18 protein-coding genes are annotated in these 18320 nt (G+C 69.9%); 8 read left to right on the top strand and 10 right to left on the bottom strand.

The annotated features are described in order from the left end of the window. Window positions 1-467: 467 nt before the first annotated feature. Window positions 468-1169, bottom strand: coding sequence for a GntR family transcriptional regulator (locus AncyloWKF20_RS15185; protein ID WP_279314852.1), 702 nt, complete (start codon window positions 1167-1169; stop codon window positions 468-470). A gap of 348 nt (window positions 1170-1517) precedes the next feature. Between AncyloWKF20_RS15185 and AncyloWKF20_RS15180 the strand changes: the two genes are divergently transcribed. From AncyloWKF20_RS15180 to AncyloWKF20_RS15145, 8 genes are read left to right on the top strand one after another with little or no spacing between them, the layout of a single operon-like run. Beyond that, complete coding sequence (locus AncyloWKF20_RS15180; protein WP_279314851.1) at window positions 1518-2861, top strand: SLC13 family permease; 1344 nt, start codon at window positions 1518-1520, stop codon at window positions 2859-2861. A gap of 10 nt (window positions 2862-2871) precedes the next feature. Beyond that, the gene (mdcA, locus tag AncyloWKF20_RS15175; RefSeq protein ID WP_279314850.1) at window positions 2872-4530 is read left to right on the top strand and encodes a malonate decarboxylase subunit alpha; all 1659 of its coding nucleotides are present in this window, start codon (window positions 2872-2874) and stop codon (window positions 4528-4530) included. A gap of 3 nt (window positions 4531-4533) precedes the next feature. After that, window positions 4534-5382, top strand: a complete 849-nt coding sequence (locus AncyloWKF20_RS15170; protein ID WP_279314849.1) for a triphosphoribosyl-dephospho-CoA synthase — start codon at window positions 4534-4536, stop codon at window positions 5380-5382. Between the two features lie 3 nt (window positions 5383-5385). Next, window positions 5386-5673 carry a malonate decarboxylase subunit delta gene (locus tag AncyloWKF20_RS15165; protein ID WP_279314848.1) on the top strand — a complete coding sequence of 96 codons (288 nt, stop codon included), beginning with the start codon at window positions 5386-5388 and terminating at the stop codon, window positions 5671-5673. Beyond that, window positions 5670-6512, top strand: a complete 843-nt coding sequence (locus AncyloWKF20_RS15160) for a biotin-independent malonate decarboxylase subunit beta (RefSeq protein WP_279314847.1) — start codon at window positions 5670-5672, stop codon at window positions 6510-6512. The genes AncyloWKF20_RS15165 and AncyloWKF20_RS15160 overlap by 4 nt, the downstream gene beginning before the upstream one ends. Beyond that, entirely contained in the window at window positions 6512-7318 is an 807-nt protein-coding gene (gene mdcE, locus AncyloWKF20_RS15155) for a biotin-independent malonate decarboxylase subunit gamma (RefSeq protein WP_279314846.1), read from the top strand. Before AncyloWKF20_RS15160 ends, mdcE begins: the two co-directional genes overlap by 1 nt. Next, a complete protein-coding gene (locus tag AncyloWKF20_RS15150) occupies window positions 7309-7950 on the top strand; it encodes a malonate decarboxylase holo-ACP synthase (protein ID WP_279314845.1) in 642 nt (213 codons plus the stop codon). Before mdcE ends, AncyloWKF20_RS15150 begins: the two co-directional genes overlap by 10 nt. Before the next feature lie 10 nt (window positions 7951-7960). Then, complete coding sequence (locus AncyloWKF20_RS15145) at window positions 7961-8890, top strand: acyltransferase domain-containing protein (protein WP_279314844.1); 930 nt, start codon at window positions 7961-7963, stop codon at window positions 8888-8890. Here AncyloWKF20_RS15145 and AncyloWKF20_RS15140 read toward each other — a convergent pair. The 9 genes from AncyloWKF20_RS15140 to AncyloWKF20_RS15100 form a co-directional block, all read right to left on the bottom strand. Continuing rightward, the gene (locus AncyloWKF20_RS15140; RefSeq protein WP_279314843.1) at window positions 8857-9582 is read right to left on the bottom strand and encodes a DUF2161 family putative PD-(D/E)XK-type phosphodiesterase; all 726 of its coding nucleotides are present in this window, start codon (window positions 9580-9582) and stop codon (window positions 8857-8859) included. The genes AncyloWKF20_RS15145 and AncyloWKF20_RS15140 overlap by 34 nt on opposite strands. 80 nt (window positions 9583-9662) lie before the next feature. Continuing rightward, window positions 9663-10562 (bottom strand): ABC transporter permease subunit, encoded by a 900-nt coding sequence (locus AncyloWKF20_RS15135; protein ID WP_279314842.1) that lies wholly within the window; start codon window positions 10560-10562, stop codon window positions 9663-9665. Next, the gene (locus AncyloWKF20_RS15130) at window positions 10559-11332 is read right to left on the bottom strand and encodes an ABC transporter ATP-binding protein (RefSeq protein ID WP_279314841.1); all 774 of its coding nucleotides are present in this window, start codon (window positions 11330-11332) and stop codon (window positions 10559-10561) included. Before AncyloWKF20_RS15130 ends, AncyloWKF20_RS15135 begins: the two co-directional genes overlap by 4 nt. Window positions 11333-11538: 206 nt before the next feature. After that, the gene (tauA, locus tag AncyloWKF20_RS15125) at window positions 11539-12558 is read right to left on the bottom strand and encodes a taurine ABC transporter substrate-binding protein (RefSeq protein ID WP_279314840.1); all 1020 of its coding nucleotides are present in this window, start codon (window positions 12556-12558) and stop codon (window positions 11539-11541) included. Window positions 12559-12863: 305 nt separating this feature from the next. Then, window positions 12864-14405 carry an FAD/NAD(P)-binding protein gene (locus AncyloWKF20_RS15120; RefSeq protein ID WP_279314839.1) on the bottom strand — a complete coding sequence of 514 codons (1542 nt, stop codon included), beginning with the start codon at window positions 14403-14405 and terminating at the stop codon, window positions 12864-12866. Further along, a complete protein-coding gene (gene ssuD / locus AncyloWKF20_RS15115; RefSeq protein ID WP_279314838.1) occupies window positions 14402-15580 on the bottom strand; it encodes an FMNH2-dependent alkanesulfonate monooxygenase in 1179 nt (392 codons plus the stop codon). Before ssuD ends, AncyloWKF20_RS15120 begins: the two co-directional genes overlap by 4 nt. A 13-nt stretch (window positions 15581-15593) precedes the next feature. Next, window positions 15594-16367, bottom strand: a complete 774-nt coding sequence (locus AncyloWKF20_RS15110; RefSeq protein WP_279314837.1) for an ABC transporter ATP-binding protein — start codon at window positions 16365-16367, stop codon at window positions 15594-15596. A gap of 4 nt (window positions 16368-16371) precedes the next feature. After that, window positions 16372-17229, bottom strand: coding sequence for an ABC transporter permease (locus tag AncyloWKF20_RS15105; RefSeq protein WP_279314836.1), 858 nt, complete (start codon window positions 17227-17229; stop codon window positions 16372-16374). 1 nt (window position 17230) lies between these two features. Beyond that, entirely contained in the window at window positions 17231-18214 is a 984-nt protein-coding gene (locus AncyloWKF20_RS15100) for an aliphatic sulfonate ABC transporter substrate-binding protein (protein WP_279314835.1), read from the bottom strand. Window positions 18215-18320: the final 106 nt, after the last annotated feature.

Here is an 18320-nt window from a genome sequence, read left to right as displayed (position 1 = left end):
AGGCGACATTCGCCGCTCAATCGGGACTTATTTTACCGAAATTCATAGAATTCGACGGAAAATAAAACGGAAAATATAACCAAAAATTGGTTCGGAACGTAGTTGTTTATTGGTTCGACATGGAGCGAAAACAGATATTGGGCGCTAGATGATATGTGCGCGCAGCGGCAACATTACAAGGTTGTCAGCCCTTTAAAGGCATGTAGATCGGAATTTGGGCGGTGCTCCAGGGGAGGCCTTCAACGAGGCGCTCGCACCGCCGTGACCGTCCGTCACTGCCGCGTCTCTCGCGCGCCATGCGCACCCAGCCTACACCCGTCGCTCATGTGATGTTCGAGGGCGAACCGTCGCGCGCCTCGAGGACAATGCGATCGTCCGTGTTCTGTCTGTTATTTTCGTATCGCTCGGCGACCCGCCAACTTTGCCTGCGCAAATGATGCTCACGCCGTCCGGCAGGTTCGATGAGCCTAGCCTGCGCCAGCTATACCGTCGGCATGGGCCAGGCTGGCGAAGAAGTCGCGCAGGCGGTCGCCCTGGATGAGCACGTGGTCGCGAATCTCGTTAGCAGCCCGCTCGCCGTCGCCCGCCAATATCGCCTCGACGATACGCTGATGTTCGGCGAAGGAGCTGGCGATGCGGCGGCCAGCCCGGAGCTGGAGGCGCCGGTAGGGTTGCAGGCGGGTCTGAAGCTGGCGCGCCTGCTCGGCAAGGAAGCCGTTGCGCGAGGCTGTGTAGATCAGCTGATGGAATCGCTCATTGGCCAGATAATAGCTGTCGCTGTCACCCTGCCGCGCCTCGTGCTCGCACTCCGCCAGCGAGGCGAGCAGCGCCGCGCGGTCCTGGTCGTTGAACCGCCGCGCCGCCAGCGCCGCGCACATCCCCTCCAGCGCTGCCATCATCTCGAAGCGCTCGACGATTTCCTGAAAGCTCAGTGAGACGACGAAGGCGCCGCGGCGCGGCAGCAGCTTGATCAGGCCATTGGCGGCGAGCTGAACCAGCGCCTCGCGCAGCGGCGTGCGCGACACGCCGAAGCGGTCGGCGAGGCTCTGCTCGTCCAGACGCTCGCCCGGCCGGAACACACCCGTGACGATGTCGGTCTCGATCGCCTGCCGCAGCCGGTCCGCGTGCCGTGTACGCCCGGTCTCCGGCTCCATCTGTTCCGTTGTCATGCGTCTTCCCAACCGGCCTGCGCGACGGCTCGCCCCTGGCTGGGCCGGGCAGGCGAGGTCGGCGGCGAGTCAACGGGCCGCCCTGCGCTTTGTCAATGATGGGCGGATGCAGCGCTGAGCGTTTCGTTCATTCGGGAGGCTTTTACGAATACGTGGCGAGTATTCTTGTATACAAAAACGTTGACAGGATATGCGCAGAGTTCATGATCCCCGTCAGCAGGGATCAACACAACGCCTGCAATGGGGAAACGCCAATGACGAGAGAGCGGGAGACCGTCCGCGGATGCGGGCGGGGCCGGATGAACCACGTCCGATGTGTCGCGGGGCTTCGCATCCGGGAGGTCGGCCATGTCGCATGAGATCCTGTCGATCCTCGGCCTCGCCGCGATGTTCGTGGTGGCGACCATCCTGCCGGTCAATATGGGTGTCCTCGCCTTTGCCGGCGCGTTTCTCGTGGGCACCGTCCTCGCCGGGCTGACGACGGCGAAGATCCTGTCCTTCTTTCCGTCCGGCCTGTTCCTGACGCTGGTCGGCATCACCTATCTCTTCGCCATCGCCCAGAACAACGGCACCATCGACTGGCTCGTGCGCCTCGCCGTGCGGGCGGTGCGCGGCCATGTGATCGCGATCCCGTGGGTGATGTTCCTGGTGGCGGCGGCGCTGACATCGGTGGGCGCGGTGAGCCCCGGCGCGGTCGCGATCATTGCCCCGATCGCGCTCGGCTTCGCCGTGAAATACGGCATCAGCCCGCTGCTCATGGGCCTGATGGTGATCCATGGCGCGCAGGCCGGCGGGTTCTCGCCGATCAGCATCTATGGTGGCATCACCAATGGCGTGGTGGCGAAGGCGGGGCTTCCCCTCGACCCGATTGTCACCTTTCTCGCGAGCTTTGCCGTCAATGGCGGCGTCGCGGTGCTGCTGTTCTTCGCCCTCGGCGGGATGAAGCTTCTCGGCCGGCAGGCGCATATGGCGGGCGCACCCGCTGGGGCCGGCTACCCGGCCGCCACCCCGCCGCGCTACGGTGACGCGGAAACCGAGGCCATCACACTGGAGCGGCGTATCGCCGAGGGCGGCGTCTCCAGCAACGACCCGATGGCGAATAACCGGTTCTACCAGCTCACCACGCTGGCCGGACTGATCCTCCTCGCGGTCCTCACCCTCGTCTACAAGCTCGATATCGGCTTCTGCGCCATCTCCATCGGCCTCGTCCTGTCGCTGATGGCGCCGACGCTCCAGCGCAAGGCGGTGGCGCAGGTCACCTGGCCGGAGATCGTGCTGATCACCGGCGTCTCGACCTATGTCGGCGTCATGGAGGCGATGGGCACCATCAGCTATGCCGCCAACAGCGTCGCAGGCCTTGCTTCGCCGCTCATGGCCGCCCTTGTCCTGTGCCTCATCGGCGCGGTGGTCTCGGCCTTTGCCTCATCAACGGCGGTGCTGGGCTCGCTGATCCCGCTGGCCGTGCCGTTCCTTCATGCCGGCACGGGCGTCGACGCCATCGGCTTTATCGCCGCAATGGCGGTGTCCTCGACCATCGTCGATGTGAGCCCCTTTTCCACAAATGGCGCGCTGGTGCTGGCCAACTCGCCGGAAGCCTCGCGTGACGGCTTCTTCAAGCAGTTGCTCGGCTACGGGGCGCTCGTCACCGTCATCGCACCTTTCGTGGTGTGGTTCCTGTTCGTCGTATTGTGAGGACATGCCGATGACGCAACCGGGCGCGGAGAAGCCCGCTCGCTCATGGTCGAGCCGGCGGGAGGACAAGGAGCGGCGGCTCACGCGCGTCGCGCCCTTCGCGGATGGTCGCGTCCTGAAGACCGGGGACATCGTCGCGGCGCTGGAGGCGGTTCTCGCCTCCGGCGACCGCGTCGCCCTGGAAGGGGACAACCAGAAGCAGGCGGACTTCCTGTCGCGCTCGCTCGCCAAGGTCGATCCGGCCAAGGTGCACGATCTGCACATGCTGGTCTCCAGCATCTCGCGCCCCGAGCAGATCGACATCTTCGAGACCGGCATCGCCCGGCGCATCGACTTCGCCTATGCCGGGCCACAGAGCCTGCGGGTGGCGCAGCTGCTGGAGGACGGCAAGCTCGAGGTCGGTGCCATCCATACCTATGTCGAGCTCTATGCCCGCATGTTCGTCGACCTGACGCCGCGCGTGGCGCTGGTGGCGGCCGAGAAGGGCGACCGGCACGGCAACCTCTATACCGGCGCCAACACCGAGGACACGCCCACCATCGTCGAGGCGACGGCCTTTGGCGGCGGCATCGTCATCGCGCAGGTCAACGAGATCGTCGACACCCTGCCGCGCGTGGACATTCCCGGCTCCTGGGTGGATTTCATCGTCAAGGCCGACACGCCGGCCGCCATCGAACCGCTGTTCACCCGCGACCCGCGCCTCATCACCGAGCAGCACATATTGATGGCGATGCTGGCGATACGCGGCATCTATGAGCGCCACGGCGTGGTCTCGCTCAATCACGGCATCGGCTTCAATACCGGGGCCATCGAGCTGCTGCTCCCGACCTATGGCGCGCAGCTCGGCCTCAAGGGCAAGATCTGCCGCCACTGGACGCTCAATCCGCACCCGACCCTCATCCCGGCCATCGAGAGCGGCTGGGTGGAGAGCGTGCACTGCTTCGGCGGCGAGGTCGGCATGGAGCGCTATATCGAGGCGCGCTCCGATGTGTTCTTCACCGGCCCCGACGGCTCGCTGCGTTCCAACCGGGTGCTGTGCCAGCTCGCCGGCCAATACGCCGTCGACATGTTCATCGGCGCGACGCTGCAGATCGACGGCGACGCCAACTCATCGACCGTCACCACCGGCCGTCTCGCCGGCTTTGGCGGGGCGCCCAATATGGGGCATGACCCCGGCGGGCGGCGCCATGCCAGTGCGGCCTGGCTCGCCATGAAGACCGACCCGCGCCCGACCGCGCGGGGTCACAAGCTGGTGGTGCAGATGGCCGAGACGTTCCAGGCCGGCGGGGTGCCCACCTTCGTTGAGGAGCTGGACGCGGTCGCTGTCGGGCGAGCCGCGGGAATGCCCATCGCGCCGGTGATGATCTACGGCACGGATGTCTCGCATGTCGTGACCGAGGAGGGCGTGGCCTATCTCTACCTCGCCCGCGACGAGGAGGAGCGCCGCGCCGCGCTCGCCGCCGTGGCGGGGGTGAGCCCCATCGGTCTGAAGCATGATGCCTCCCGCACGCAGGACCTACGGCGCCGGGGACTTGTGGCCTATCCGGAGGATCTCGGCGTGCGCCCGACCGACGCCAAGCGCTCGCTGCTGGCGGCGCGGAGCATCGACGATCTGGTGACCTGGTCGGGCGGGCTCTACCAGCCGCCCGCGCGTTTCAGGAGCTATTGAGCCATGGTCCATGCCCTCCAATTGCCGGTTCGGCTGCACCCGGCCGACAGGCTCGCCGATCTCGCCGTGGCGGCTCTCATCGCCGAGGCCGAGTTGACGCCGAAGCCGGGCCTTGTCGACGCCCGTGGCCCTGGCGCCCATGCCGACATTGAGCTCGCGACGCTGCTCGCTTCGGCCGAGGCTTTGCGCGGGTGCTTTCGAGATCTTGCGCGCGCGGCCTGCGGGCAGGCGCCGTCGCCGATGTTGCGCGAGGAGCTGGCGCGCATCGGTCGCGCGGGCGAAGCGGCGATGTACCGCGTGACCGGCGGCGCCAATACCCATCGCGGCGCCATCTGGGCGCTCGGCCTGATGGTGGCTGCCGCTGCATTGCGGCCGGACGAGACGAGCCCGGATGCGGTCTGCGCCCGGGCCGGGGCGATCGCCCGCTTTCCGGATCGCCTCGCCCCGGACGTTGCCACCAATGGCGCGCGGGCCTGCCGGGCCTACAAGGTCGCTGGCGCGCGCGGCGAGGCCTGGCAGGGCTTTCCCCATGCACGGCTGGCGCTCGCCACGCTGCGTGAACGCCGCGCCGCCGGCGTGGAGGAGGGCGCCGCGCGGCTCGATGCGCTGATGGCGGTGATGGCCCGGCTGGACGATACCTGCCTGTTGCACCGTGGCGGCCGGCGCGCCCTGCGCGTCGCCCGGCTCGGCGCGCGCGCTGTGCTCGCGGCGGGCGGCGCCGGGGCCCCGACCGGACGTACCGCGCTGCTGGCGCTGGACCGCCGCCTGCTGGCGCTGAACGCCTCTCCCGGCGGAGCCGCCGATATGCTGGCCGCCGCGCTTTTCCTCGACCGCCTCGATCGGGAGGGCTGAGCGATGGAGACCCTCGACCTCACCTTTCCCGGCACCCGACCCGTTACCCGGCGCGCCCATGTCGGCGTCGTCGCCTCGGGCGATCTCGAAGTGCTGCTCTGGCCGGCGGAGACCACGACGGTGCGGGTGCGGACCAGCGTCGATGGCTTCGGCGCGGTGTGGCGTGAGACCCTCGCCCGCTTCTTCGCCCGCTACCCGGTGGCGGTCCGCGTGGAGATCAACGATGCCGGCGCCACGCCGGGCGTCGTGGGGCTGCGTCTGGCGCAGGCGCTTGAGGAGACCGAGTCATGACCCGTGTCGCCGATCTGCTAACCCGCGCCAGCTTCGTCGAGATGAATGCGCGCGAGCGCGCCCGCAGCCTGCTCGATGCCGGCACGTTCCGCGAACTGCTTGGCCCCTTCGAGGGGCTGGAATCGCCCTGGCTGCAGCGTCAGGGCGTGGTGCCGCAGAGTGATGACGGCGTCGTGGTCGCCCGTGGCACGTTGGGCGGCGTGCCGGCGGTGGTCCTTGCCATCGAGGGCGCGTTTCAGGGCGGCAGCACGGGTGAGGTCTCCGGCGCCAAGATCGCCGGCGCCCTTGAACTCGCGCTGCGCGATGCGGAGGCCGGCAAGACCATCCGCCCGGTGCTGCTGTTCGAGACCGGCGGCGTGCGGCTGCAGGAGGCCAATCTCGGTCTTGCCGCCATGGCCGACATTCACGCGGCGCTGATTGCGCTGCGCCAGCATGTGCCGGTGGTTGGCGTCATCGCCGGCATGGTCGGCTGCTTTGGCGGCATGTCGATCACGGCGGGCCTCGTCAGCCGCCTCATCATGACCCGGCAGGGCCGTCTCGGCCTGAACGGGCCGGAGGTCATCGAGCAGAATGCTGGCATTGCCGAGCTGGATAGCCGCAACAAACCGCTGATCTGGAGCCTCACGGGTGGCGAGATACGGGTCGCCACCGGCTTTGCCGACGTGCTGGTCGAGGACGACGCGCAGGCCATTGCGGATGAGGTGCGGGCCGCCTTCGCGGCGGGCGCACCGGCCGAGCCCAACAGCTCGCGCGTCGCGTTCTGGCAAGCCCGATTGGCGCAATTGCCAGCCAGCGCGGATGGCGCGGCGCTGCGGACCCTTTGGGCGGGAGACGAGTGATGGGCGACAGCGCGAGCCTGCGCGGCAGGCACTGGTTCGAGGCGCTCACGGACGGTGTGTCGCCGCTCCCCGGCGGCATTCCCTCGGTTCTCGCCGCCGATATCCCGCTCGGATCGGACAGGGCGCGCGTCATCGCCGTGGTGCCGGATCCAACGAACCGGTTGCCGCGGGCGCGTCAGGGCGAGATCGGCATTGACGAAGGCTGGGCCATCGCCCGGCGCGTGCGGGAGGCGATCGACGGCAGCGGTCGGCCCATCCTTGCGGTGGTCGATGTGCCGAGCCAGGCCTATGGCCGGATGGAGGAGCTTCTCGGCATCCATCTCGCCTGCGCCGCTGCGGTTGACGCCTATGCCACAGCCCGGCTTGCCGGCCATCCCGTGGTGTCGCTGGTGGTCGGCAACGCGCTGTCCGGCGCCTTCCTCGCTCATGGCTACCAGGCCAACCGGGTGATCGCGCTCGATGACCCGCACGTGTCGATCCATGCCATGGGCAAGGCGGCGGCCGCGCGCGTCACGCGCCGCAGCGTCGCCGATCTGGAGCGACTGGGGCAGGAGATCCTTCCGCTCGCCTATGACGTCGCCTCCTTCGCCAAGCTTGGCCTGCTGCATGAGCTGATCGGCGGGGTGGATGCGGATGCGCCCTCGCCCGCCGATGTGGCGCGGGTGCGGGAGCGCATTGTCGCCGCCATCGCCGATGCGCGGCAGGGGCCGCCCGATCTCTCCAGCCGGCGCCGTTCGGCGGCGGCGCAGCAGAACCGTGCCGCCTCCATCGCCGTGCGCGCGGGGCTCGCGGCCGAATGGGACTGATCGAGCTTCGGGTCCACGACCTGCTGCACGTTCCTTCCCCGGATGCGGTGGAGGTCGTGGACCCGCCTTTGTGGCTTGCCGGGACGCTGGCGGCCGCGCCCTGGGTGGTGGTGCGCCGCGCCCCGTCCCGTAACGGCCGGGTCGCTGTCGGGATACGCGGTGCGACGCGGGACCAGCGCTGCGCGGCCTATCTCGACCCCGTCCATATCCGGCAGCGCGTCGCGCCGGAGGATCTGGTGGCCCGCGCGGCGTGGGAGGAGGCGCCGCGCCGTGCCCATCCGGTGCTGGTGGAACTCGCCCGCCGCGCGCCGGCGTTCACCGCCACGGGCCTCGTCTGGGGCATTGCCGGCGGCGCCGGGTTCGAGCTGGCGACCGGGATGCCGGTCCTCAGCGATTCCAGCGATCTCGACCTGATCCTGCGCGGCGCGCCGCCGCTTCCCGAGACGGTGCTCACAGCCTTCGCGGCACTGACGGGAGAGGCCGCCTGCCGGATCGACGTTCTGGTGGAAACGCCGGCCGGCGGCTTCTCGCTGGCGGAATTTGTGGGCACGTCCGACACACTCCTGCTGCGCCGGCCGGACGGCGCGCGGTTGGTGGCTCGCGCGAGCCTGCGGGCCGGTGTCGCGCCATGAGGCTTCGCTGATGCGTACGGCCCTCATCTTCCCCGGCCAGGGTGCCCAGCGCGCCGGGATGCTCTCGGCGCTGCCGGACCATGCCGCCGTCCATACGACGCGCGCCGAGGCTGCTGAGGTGCTCGGGCAGGACTGGCGTGAGCTGGAGAGCAATGACGCGCTGGCCGGCGCGCGCGCCGCGCAGCTCGCCTTGCTCATCGCCGGCGTCGCCACCGCGCGCCTGCTGGCGGCGGAAGGGGCGGCCATTGATGTCGTGCTTGGCCAGTCGGTCGGCGCTTTCCCGGCGGCGGTGGCGGCGGGTTGCCTGAGCTTTGCCGACGCGCTCACGCTGGTGCGCGGGCGGGCCAGCCATATGGCGGGGCTCTACCCGAGCGGCTTCGGCATGGTGGCTATTGTCGGGCTGCGAGCCAGCCGGGTGGCGGAGATCGTGACGGAGGGCGCCGCTGTCGGCCCTCTCTACGTGTCGAACTATAACGGCCCGCTGCAGACCGTTATTTCCGGCTATGACGCTGCGCTCGCTCTGGCCGCGGAAGCGGCGCTCGCGGCGGGGGCGCGCAAGGTGGAGCGGTTGCAGGTCGCCACCCCCTCACACTGCCGCTTGCTGGCGCCGGTGGCGGAGGAGTTGCGGGGGATCCTGCACGGGATCGCCCTCCAGCCGCCGCGCATCGCCTATGCCAGCGCCAGCCGGGCGCGGCTCATCAGCGATCCGGCCGCCATCGCCGAAGACCTCGCGGCGAATGTCGCCGAGCCGGTACGCTGGCACGACGCTGCCGGCCTTCTGGTAGAGCGCGGCGTCGAGCTTTTCCTGCAGGCCCCGCCCGGCACCGTGCTGAGTGATCTGGTGAGCGAGGCCCATCCCGCCCTGCGCAGCGTCGCGCTTGACGGTTTGTCGCTCGATTCCGCGCTCTATCTGGCGCGGGGCGAAGGAAGGTCCGGCTGAGGCGCCTGCGGCGCATCCAAGGGTGGCGCATCCAGGGGCGGCGCATCCGCCAGCCACGCCGCCAGGGCGCCGCGCCCGGCCTCGGTCAGCGCGTAGACGCCGCGTTCGGCGCGCTCGAACCAGCCATAGACATTGCGGTGCAGGATCTTCTGCGCGTCCGGCAGGGCGGGGCGCAGATCGCGCGGGCGGCGCGGGGCGGCCTCCAGCGCCGCCGCGCAGGCGAGCGCCTGCTGGCGATAGGCGGTCATCACCGGCTTGCGCGTACCGCCCCCGGCGACCGGATCGCCCTGCCGGCGCTTATGTTCCTCGACCAGCCGGGAGCGGCGGCGCGGATCCTTGCGCGGCAGGGCTGCGCTGGGCGAGATGAGAATCTCGACCCGTCCGTCGGCGGTGATGCCGAGCAGGCCGAGCCCGAGGCGGCGGCACAGATTGCGAAAGCGCGGATCGCTCTCGCGCCCCTTGCCGCGCGCGGAGAGTTTCGCCGCGAGCCACACCTCGTCGCCGATCGCCAGCCGGTCGACGCCCTGCAGCACCAGTTCAAGATTGAAGGTCAGCTTCAGCTCGCCGATGACGACCACGGGCGGCTCGTCGGGGCGCAGGCCGACGACATCGCAGGGGCCGATCTCGCCCTTGACGCTGTAGCCGAGCGCCTCAAGGAAGCGCTTCACGGGTTCATAAAGAGCGGTTTCCACGGTCACCTCGCCACCCGCGCCTAGCATGATTCCGGCGCGGACCGGGAGGTTTTTGCGGTGGCTGGCTACGCCGCCGTCTCTTAAATCGTGCGATTCCAGCCGGTTAGCAGCTTCTCGGCCAGCCGCACGATCAGCTCGAACAGGAAGGCGACGGCGGCGATGACGAGGATGCCGGCGATCACCACATCGGTGGCGAGGAAGTTGGCGGCGGACTGGATCATGAAGCCGACGCCGCGCGTGGCCGCCACAAGTTCGGCAGCGACGAGGGTGGACCAGCCGGCGCCGAGGGCGATGCGGGTGCCGGTGAGGATGGAGGGGAGCGTCGAGGGTACAACCACAAGGCGCAGGACCTGGCCCGGCGTGGCGCCGAGCGCGCGGGCGACGTTGATCCGGTGGCGATCCACCGAGCGCACGCCAGCCGCCGTGGCGATGATGACCGGCGGCAGCATGGCGAGGCCGATCACCAGCACCTTGGCCGCCTCGCCGATGCCGGCCCAGATGATGACCAGCGGCAGATAGGCGAGCGGGGGGATGGGGCGAAGGAATTCGACGATGGGATCGAGGATGCCGCGGCCCAGCGTCGAGAGCCCGATGGCGAGGCCGGCGGGCACGCCGATCACCAATGCGCAGGCCAAGGCGGCGAAGACGCGCAGCAGGCTCGCGCCCAGATGCTGGGCCAGCGTCGCGTCGACAAAGCCTTCATTGACAAGGCGGACAAGCCGCTCCGCCACGGTCAGCGGCGAGGGCAGGAACAGCGCGGGGACGAGGTTGAAGCCGGTGGCGAGCGCCCACAGCGCGACGAAGCCGATAAGGGTGGCCAGCGAGATGGCGACGCGCGGGGGAATGGCGCGCAGCGTCAGGGCCGGGCGCGTGGCGGCCTCGTCCGCCCCGTAGGGCACGCCCTCCGAGGGAAGCAGCAGCGGCAGCGCGATGTCGGGGACCGGCACGGGGCTGATCAGGCGGGCCTGCGGTGCGGTCATGACGGCGCTCTCGAGAAGATCACCCCGCGCAGCCGGTCGCGCGCCGCGGTGAATTCAGCCAATGATTTGACTTTGCTGCCGATTTCCAGCGCCTGGCGGGCGAAGGGGATCGCCTCGTCCAGCACGATGCGGCCCGGCTGGCCGGCGAGAACCACCAGCCGCGTGCCGAGATAGAGCGCCTCGTCGAGGCTGTGGGTGACGAAGACGATGGTCTTTCCCGTCCGCTGCCAGACTTCCAGGACGAGGTCCTGCATCTGCTCGCGGGTCAGCGCGTCGAGGGCGCCAAGCGGTTCATCCATCAGGAGAATATCGGGATCGGCGATGAGCGCGCGGGCGAGGCTGACACGCTGGCGCTGGCCGCCGGAGAGCTGCCACGTCGCATGGTCGCCCTTGCCGTTGAGCCCGACCAGAGCCAGCGCCTCTTCCGCCCGATTGTGCCGTTCCTTCAAGGGGATGGAGCGCAGGCGCAGGCCGAAGGCGACGTTGTCGCGGGCGTTCAGCCAGGGATAGAGCGCGTCGGTCTGCAGCACCACGCCGCGATCGGCGCCGGGGCCGGTGATGCGCCGCTGGTCGACCCAGATCTCGCCCTCGGTCGGCGGCGCGAAGCCGGCGATCGCGTTGAGAAGCGTGGATTTTCCGCAGCCGGAGGCGCCGAGCAGCACCACGAGTTCACCGGCGGCGACCGCGAGGTCGATGCCGCCGAGCACCTGCGTCTCACCACCCTGTGGTTGTGGAAAACGGACGCCGAGACGGTGGATGGTCAGTTTCATGAGGTGACCAGTCAGGCCGATGTGGCCGGTGTGTGCCAAAAGAAAAGGGCCCGACATCGGCACCTTGGTAGGGGCAGATGCCGGGCCTTAAGTTCGTCGCGGGTCTCACCAACCACGACGCTCGGGAAAGGGAGGATCAGCCGGGAGGAGGCGGATCAGCCGAGGCAGGTGCCGGCGCACGGCCGGCGGGGATCAATCGGGCACGCTCAGTTGAGCTTGGCGGCCTGCTCGGCCGGCACGCGGCTGACATAGGGGCCGTAATCCTTGAGCACGGCGTCGATGCGGCCCTGCTCCTTCAGGAAGGCGGCGGTCTGGGTGACCGCCTCGACCGTGCCGCCACCGAGAAGGCCCTCGGAGAGCTGGTCGGCCAGCAGCGGGAACTTGTTGCCCTTGAGCAGCTCGGGGATTTCCTCGGGCTTGGCGCCGGTCAGCTTGGCGATGGCGGCGACCTGCGGGGAACCCACGGTCCAGCTCGCGCCGTTCTTGGCGTAGTCGGCGTAGGAATCGGCGGTCACCTTGACGAACTGGGCGACGATTTCCGGGTGCGCCTTGGCGAAGTCCTTGCGCACGATCCAGGCGTCGAAGGTCGGGGCGCCCCACTTGGCGACCTCGGCCGAGGAGGTGAAGACCTTGCCGGTCTCCTTGATCTTGCCAAGCGCCGGATCCCAGACATAGGCGGCGTCGATGTCGCCACGGGTGAAGGCGGCGGCGATCTCCGGCGGGCGCAGGTTCAGGATCTCGACGCTCTTGGGATCGACGCCCCAATGCTTGAAGGCGGCGAGCAGCGAGTAATGCGTGGTCGAGACGAAGGGCACGGCGACCTTCTTGCCCTTGAAGTCGGCGGGCTTCTCGATGCCGGCGCCGTTGCGCACCACCAGAGCCTCGGCGTCGCCGAGCAGCGCGGCGACATAGATGGTCTCGATCGGCACTTCGCGGCTGGCGGCGGCGGCGAGCGGGGAAGACCCGACATAGCCGATCTGGATGGCGCCGGAGGCGATGGCGGCGATCACGTCGGCGCCCGAGTCGAATTTGCGCCAGTCGATGCTGGACTTGGTGGCGGTCTCATAGGCGCCGCCGGCCTGGGCAACCTTCGCCGGGTCGGCGCCGGTCTGGTAGCCAATGGTGACGTCGGCAGCGAAGGCGGGGGCGACGAAGGCGGGCGCGGCGATCAGCAGGCCGAGCGCGGCCGTGGCGGCGAAGACGCCGCGGCGGGACAGACGGGACATAGGGTTCATCCACTCAGGCAGGATCGGGTGGCGCGCGGCTTGAGGCGACGCCAGCAACCAGATCGGGACAGGAAAAAGGGGGCCGGACCGCGCGCTGCGCACAGGGGGCCGTGATGGAAGGGCGGCTCAGCCGCGTCGACAGATCCAGGTCATGAAACGCGCTCCCCCGAGAGCGACATCAAAAAATACCGTGGCAACCAAGAGCGGCGGGCCGCGAAGGCGTCGCGCCGGTCTCATCCGCCGCTGATGACCAGTTGAGCAGAGCGCGCCGGCAGCGTCAACATAAATCTACTAAAATAGTAGAGTTATTTCGCCCCCACCCGGCGTGCGGTGGCCGGCGCCGCTATGGACGCCTCAAGGGATGGCTCGCGAGACGTGGTTGCGCGGTCGCGCACGGCCGGTTCGCCGAGCGCCTGCGCCACCGCGCCGGCGATGCGGATGGCGTGGTTGGTCACATCCGGCAGGCCCATCAGCTCGCCGATCGTGCCGCGCGCCAGCGGGCCGGCGACCAGCAGCGTGCCGCGCGCCGTGCCCTCCGTGCCGATGGCCGCGCCCTCCAGCGTCACGTCGATGCCGAGCCGCAGCGGGTCCGGACGGGCGAGGCCATGGGCCTCAAGGGCGGCCAGCGCCGGGTTGGAGGCGAAGACCGAGCCATGCGCCGGGCCGGTGGCGACGATCACCGCGTCGAAGGCCCTTTCCTCGCGGCCGCCGCGGCGGCGCTCGCGCAGGCTGGCGCGGATCGTGTCGCCGTCCCGCGTGATGGCCTTGAGCGAGGCGGGGCGGATGGCAAGCGTGCCGTCGGCGATGCGCCGGTCCAGCACCTGTTCCACCTGCGGGGCAATGCGGAAGCGGTGGACGTCCCAGAACGGGCGCAGATGGCGCAGAAGGCGCGCCCGCTCAGGCAGCGGCAAGGCGCGCCAGATCGCGCTGCCCTGCAGGCGCACCTGATCGAGCACGCAGTGCCAGCTCTTACCGGCCTCTACGGCCTCGCTCACCGTCGCGCGGATGCGGCGCACCAGGTCGCCGGCGGTGCGGATGGGCGGGCTGGTGAAATCGCCGAACGGGTCGTGCAGCGCGGCGGGGTGGCCGCGCGAGCGCAGGCCGCGGCGGGAGATGGCGAGGATCTCGCCGTGATGGCCGCGCGCCTCAAGGCTCGCCACGATGTCGGCCATGGTGAGGCCGGTGCCGACGATCAGCACGCGGTCGGTCGCGCGGATCGCGTCGAAGGCGCCGTCCTGCCAGGGGTCGCGCACATAGCGCGGATGGCCGGCCAGCGCCTCTTCGACCGCGCGCGGCGCGGCGGGCGCGGCATGGGCCACCGCTAGCACGACGATGCCAGCGCGGATGCGCGTGCCGTCCGAGGCGGTGATGAGATAGGTCGCGCCGTCGGGCGCGATATCCTCGGCGCGGGCCTGCACATGGCGCACGCGCGCGCCCAGCGCGGCGATGGCCTCAGCGACATAGGCGCCGAACACCGCGCGGGACGGGAAATTGCGCGTGTCGATGCGGGCGGTGGGGTCCGCCTCCAGCGCGCCGGAGGCTTCCAGCCAGTCGTTGAAATGGTCAGGCGCGTCGGGGATCAGCGACATGCGCGTCGCCGGCACGTTGATGCGGTGCTGCGGGTCGGCGGCGCTATAGGCGAGGCCGCGCCCGATGACCGCGCGCGGCTCGACGATGACGATTTCCGCGAGGTCCGGCCGCTGGCGCAGCAGGTGCCAGGCGACAGCGGCGCCGGAAAAGCCGCCGCCGATGATCGCCACGGGCGTCTCGATCACGCGCGGCGCGCCGACCGGCCCGGCGTCAGCCGCCGGGCGGAGGGGCTGGGCGCCCGGCGCGGGGGCGCTCACGACTGCGCCGCACGCACCGGCGGGCGGTAGTCATTGGCGATGGTCTCGCCGAAGGGGCCGGTGTTCACCTTGCCGCTCGCCTGCGCAATGGAGTGGTTGAGCTTGAGGCGCGGCAGAACCAGCTCGGCCACGCGGTAGGCTTCCTCCAGATGGGGGTAACCCGAGAAGATGAAGCTGTCGATGCCGAGATCGGCATATTCGCGGATGCGCTGGGCGACCGTCTCGCCCGAGCCGACCAGCGCCGTGCCGGCGCCGCCGCGCACCAGGCCGACGCCGGCCCACAGGTTCGGGCTCACTTCCAGCTTGTCGCGCCGGCCGCCATGCAGGGCGGACATGCGGGCCTGGCCGACCGAATCGAGGCGCGAGAACACCTTCTGCGCGGCGGCGATGGTATCGTCGTCGAGATAGCGGATGAGGTCTTCCGCCGCTTCCCACGCCTTGGCGTCGGTCTCGCGGGCGATGACATGCAGGCGGATGCCGAAGGAAACCTTGCGGCCCTCGGCCTCGGCGAGCTTGCGCACCTCCTTGATCTTGGCCTCGACCGCCGCCGGCGGCTCGCCCCAGGTCAGGTACTTGTCGACATGCTCGGCCGCCACCTTGTTGGCGGAGGCGGAGGAGCCGCCGAAATACAGCGCCGGACCGTCCGCCTGCTGCGGCGGGAACAGCAGATGGCCGTCCTCGACCTTGATGTGCTTGCCGTAATAGGTCACGCGCTCGCCGGCCAGCAGGCGGCGATAGACGGTAAGGAACTCGTCGGTGACCTCGTAGCGTTCGTCATGGTTGAGGAAGATGCCGTCGCCGGCATTCTCCACCGGGTCGCCGCCGGTGACGATGTTGATGAGCAGGCGCCCGTTGGAGATGCGGTCGAGCGTCGCCGTCATGCGGGCATAAAGGGTCGGCGAGGCAAGGCCCGGCCGCACCGCCACGAGGTAGCGCAGGTTCTTGGTGACCGGGGCCAGCGCCGAGGCGACCAGCCAGCTGTCCTCGCAGCTCTTTCCCGTCGGGATCAGCACGCCGTAATAGCCCAGCCGGTCGGCGGCCTGCGCGACCTGGCGGAGATAGTCGATATCGACCTCCCGCGCGCCGAGGCCGGTGCCGAGATAGCGCCCGTCGCCATGGGTGGGCAGGAACCACAGGACGTTGAGGCCGTCGCTGGAAGGGGCGGGGTGAGACATGATGGTTTTTTTCCTATTCTGCGGCGGCCGGCAGCGCCGCGTGACGGCGCGTCGGTCCCAAAACACTGAGGATCTGGCGCTTCAGCGCCTCGACATCGGGGGAGCCGGGCTGGCGCGGGCGCGCCAGTGCGACATTCACGATCGCGGCGATGCGGCCGGGGTGAGGCTGCATGACGACGATGCGGTCGGCGAGGGTCAGCGCCTCGTCAATGTCGTGGGTGACCAGCACCAAGGTCGGGCGGGTGTCCTCCCACAGGGCAAGCAGATGCTCCTGTAGGTCGGCGCGGGTGAAGGCGTCGAGCGCGGAGAACGGCTCGTCGAGCAGCAGCACGCGGGGGCGGGTGACCAGCGCCCGGGCGAGCGCGACGCGCTGCGCCTGCCCGCCGGAGAGCTCGCGCGGCCAGCGCTTGCCGTGGCCGGGCAGGCCGATGCGCTCCAGCGCCGCCGCCACCCGCGCGTCCCGCTCGGCGCGCGGCAGATGGGCGAGGCCGAAGCCGATATTCTGCGCGACGGTGAGCCAGGCCAGCAGGCGCGGCTCCTGGAACACGATGCCGACCGCCGGGTGCGGGGCGGTGATGGTCTCGCCATCGACCTCGACGCGCCCGGCGCTCGGCCGGTCCAGCCCGGCGATGAGGCGCAGCAGCGTGCTCTTGCCGCAGCCCGAGCCGCCGACAATCGCGAGGATCTCGCCCGCCTCCACGCTGAGGGTCAGCTGGGCGAGGGCCTGCGTGCCGGTCGGGTAGGTCGTGTTCGGGTAGGTCTTGGCGATGTGATCGAGGCGCAGCATGGCGTCAGCCCTCGCCTTGCGCGGCGCGCTGGGCGGTGTCTTCCCAGCGCAGCAGCGGCGCGGTGGCGGCGACCAGTGCGGCGTCGGTCAGCTTGCCGAGAATGGCGAAGACGACGATGGCGGCAACGATCTGCTGGGGCTTGCCGAGCTGCTGGCCGTCGACCAGCAGATAGCCGAGCCCTTCGGAGGCACCCATGAACTCGGCGGCGACAACGAACATCCAGCCGAGCCCGAGACCCGAGCGCAGCGCCACAATGTAATGCGGCGGCACGGCGGGCAGCAGGATGCGGCGGGCGAGCTGGAGGCGGGTCAGGCGGAAGCTGCGGCCGACCTCGATGATCTTGCGGTCGACCGAGAGAATGGCGCCGAGCGTGCCGAGATAGACCGGGAAGGCGACGCCCACCGCGATCAGCGTGACCTTGGAGGCCTCGAAAATGCCGAGCCACAGGATGAACAGCGGCACCCAGGCGATGGACGGAATGGCGCGCAGGCCCTGAAGCGTGGGGTCGAGCAGCGCGCGGGCAAGCCCCGAGGCCCCGGCCAGCGCGCCGAGCAGGGTGCCGGCGGCGACACCCAGCGCGAAACCGGCGGCGACGCGGGCCAGCGTGGCGCGAATGTGGAGGCCGAGATCACCATTGCGGGCCAGCTCGGCGAGCGTGGCGAGGATGGTGCTGGGGGCCGGCAGCAGCCGCCCCTGCGCGAGGCCGAAGCGGACGGCGAGCTCCCACGCCAGCGCGGCGCCGAGCGGCAGGACGAGACCCAGCAGCGCCCGCTGCCAGCCCCGCAAGCCGCCCGCGCCCCGCCGCGTCGCCCCGGTGGGGGCGGCGAGGGGAGTCTCGATGATGCCGTCCGCCGCGCTCATGTCAGGATCCCGGCGGCAGGTAGCGGGAATCGATCAGCACATTCACCGTGGCGGGCACGTCGACGGTCGCGGCGACGACGCCGGCGTCCTGCAGCGCCTTGCCGGCGGCGATGATGGTGTCCTTCTGCGCGTCGCCGATCGGGCCATAGGTGAGGCCCGTGCGCTCGAGCTGGCGGGCGATGACCGGGGCGGGGAGCTTGGTCGCGCCTTCCAGCAGCACCGCCAGCTCCTTCGGGTTCTCGACCGCCCATTTGCGCGCCTTCTCATAGGCGGCGAGCACGCGCTTGACGATCTCCGGGTTCTCCTGCGCGAAGGCCTCGCGCACATTCAGCACGCCCCAGCTATTGGCGGCCGGATCGCGGAAGAACAGCACCGCGCCGTCTTCCAGCTCGGCCGAGGCCATGATTGGGTCGAGCCCGGCCCAGGCATCGACATCGCCGCGGGTCAGCGCGAGGCGGCCATCGGCGTGCTGGAGCAGCACGAAGCGTACATCCTTGTCGGTCAGGCCGTTGGCGGCCAAAGCGCGGATGAGGAAGATGTGCGGGTCGGTGCCGCGCGTGACGGCGACGCTCTTGCCCTTGAGGTCGGACACCTTGGTGATGCCGCTGTCCTTGCGCGTCACCAGCGCGGTCCATTCGGGCCGCGAATAGACATAGATCGACTTGATCGGGTTGCCGTTGATGCGCCCGACCAGCGCCGCCGCACCGGCGGTGGAGCCGAAGTCGAGCGAACCGGCATTGAGGAATTCCAGCGCCTTGTTGGAGCCGGCGGACTGCACCCAGCGAATGGCGATGCCGTCCTTGGCGAATTCCTCCTCGAGGAACTTCTTGTCCTTCAGCACGATCGACACCGGGCTGTAGGTCGCCCAGTCGACGCGGATCTCGGTGGGCGGGGCGGCCAGCGCCGGCGCGCCGGCGAGACCGGCCAGCGCCAGGGCGGCACCCGCGAGGGCGGCGAAGGAGCGCCGGGTGATGGCGAGGGACATGAGCGGCTCCGATTACAAGGTATATAAATTCGATAGACTAATGGCCCCGACCGTGCAAGACCTATGTCAACCACGAGCCGCTGTGACGGCCGCGGCCCCGCCGCCC

The sequence above is a fragment of the Ancylobacter sp. WKF20 genome (genome assembly GCF_029760895.1).
In the GTDB taxonomy this organism is placed as follows: domain Bacteria; phylum Pseudomonadota; class Alphaproteobacteria; order Rhizobiales; family Xanthobacteraceae; genus Ancylobacter.
Note: the sequence above shows the minus strand (reverse complement) of the source record. Positions and strands in the feature narration are given on the sequence as shown.

What these genes read in the sequence shown, in the direction of transcription:
- AncyloWKF20_RS15185 (WP_279314852.1), bottom strand. Translation starts at nt 1,169, where the DNA reads ATGACAACGGAACAGATGGAGCCGGAGACCGGGCGTACACGGCACGCG.
- AncyloWKF20_RS15180 (WP_279314851.1), top strand. Translation starts at nt 1,518, where the DNA reads ATGTCGCATGAGATCCTGTCGATCCTCGGCCTCGCCGCGATGTTCGTG.
- mdcA (WP_279314850.1), top strand. Translation starts at nt 2,872, where the DNA reads ATGACGCAACCGGGCGCGGAGAAGCCCGCTCGCTCATGGTCGAGCCGG.
- AncyloWKF20_RS15170 (WP_279314849.1), top strand. Translation starts at nt 4,534, where the DNA reads ATGGTCCATGCCCTCCAATTGCCGGTTCGGCTGCACCCGGCCGACAGG.
- AncyloWKF20_RS15165 (WP_279314848.1), top strand. Translation starts at nt 5,386, where the DNA reads ATGGAGACCCTCGACCTCACCTTTCCCGGCACCCGACCCGTTACCCGG.
- AncyloWKF20_RS15160 (WP_279314847.1), top strand. Translation starts at nt 5,670, where the DNA reads ATGACCCGTGTCGCCGATCTGCTAACCCGCGCCAGCTTCGTCGAGATG.
- mdcE (WP_279314846.1), top strand. Translation starts at nt 6,512, where the DNA reads ATGGGCGACAGCGCGAGCCTGCGCGGCAGGCACTGGTTCGAGGCGCTC.
- AncyloWKF20_RS15150 (WP_279314845.1), top strand. Translation starts at nt 7,309, where the DNA reads ATGGGACTGATCGAGCTTCGGGTCCACGACCTGCTGCACGTTCCTTCC.
- AncyloWKF20_RS15145 (WP_279314844.1), top strand. Translation starts at nt 7,961, where the DNA reads ATGCGTACGGCCCTCATCTTCCCCGGCCAGGGTGCCCAGCGCGCCGGG.
- AncyloWKF20_RS15135 (WP_279314842.1), bottom strand. Translation starts at nt 10,562, where the DNA reads ATGACCGCACCGCAGGCCCGCCTGATCAGCCCCGTGCCGGTCCCCGAC.
- AncyloWKF20_RS15130 (WP_279314841.1), bottom strand. Translation starts at nt 11,332, where the DNA reads ATGAAACTGACCATCCACCGTCTCGGCGTCCGTTTTCCACAACCACAG.
- tauA (WP_279314840.1), bottom strand. Translation starts at nt 12,558, where the DNA reads ATGTCCCGTCTGTCCCGCCGCGGCGTCTTCGCCGCCACGGCCGCGCTC.
- ssuD (WP_279314838.1), bottom strand. Translation starts at nt 15,580, where the DNA reads ATGTCTCACCCCGCCCCTTCCAGCGACGGCCTCAACGTCCTGTGGTTC.
- AncyloWKF20_RS15110 (WP_279314837.1), bottom strand. Translation starts at nt 16,367, where the DNA reads ATGCTGCGCCTCGATCACATCGCCAAGACCTACCCGAACACGACCTAC.
- AncyloWKF20_RS15105 (WP_279314836.1), bottom strand. Translation starts at nt 17,229, where the DNA reads ATGAGCGCGGCGGACGGCATCATCGAGACTCCCCTCGCCGCCCCCACC.
- AncyloWKF20_RS15100 (WP_279314835.1), bottom strand. Translation starts at nt 18,214, where the DNA reads ATGTCCCTCGCCATCACCCGGCGCTCCTTCGCCGCCCTCGCGGGTGCC.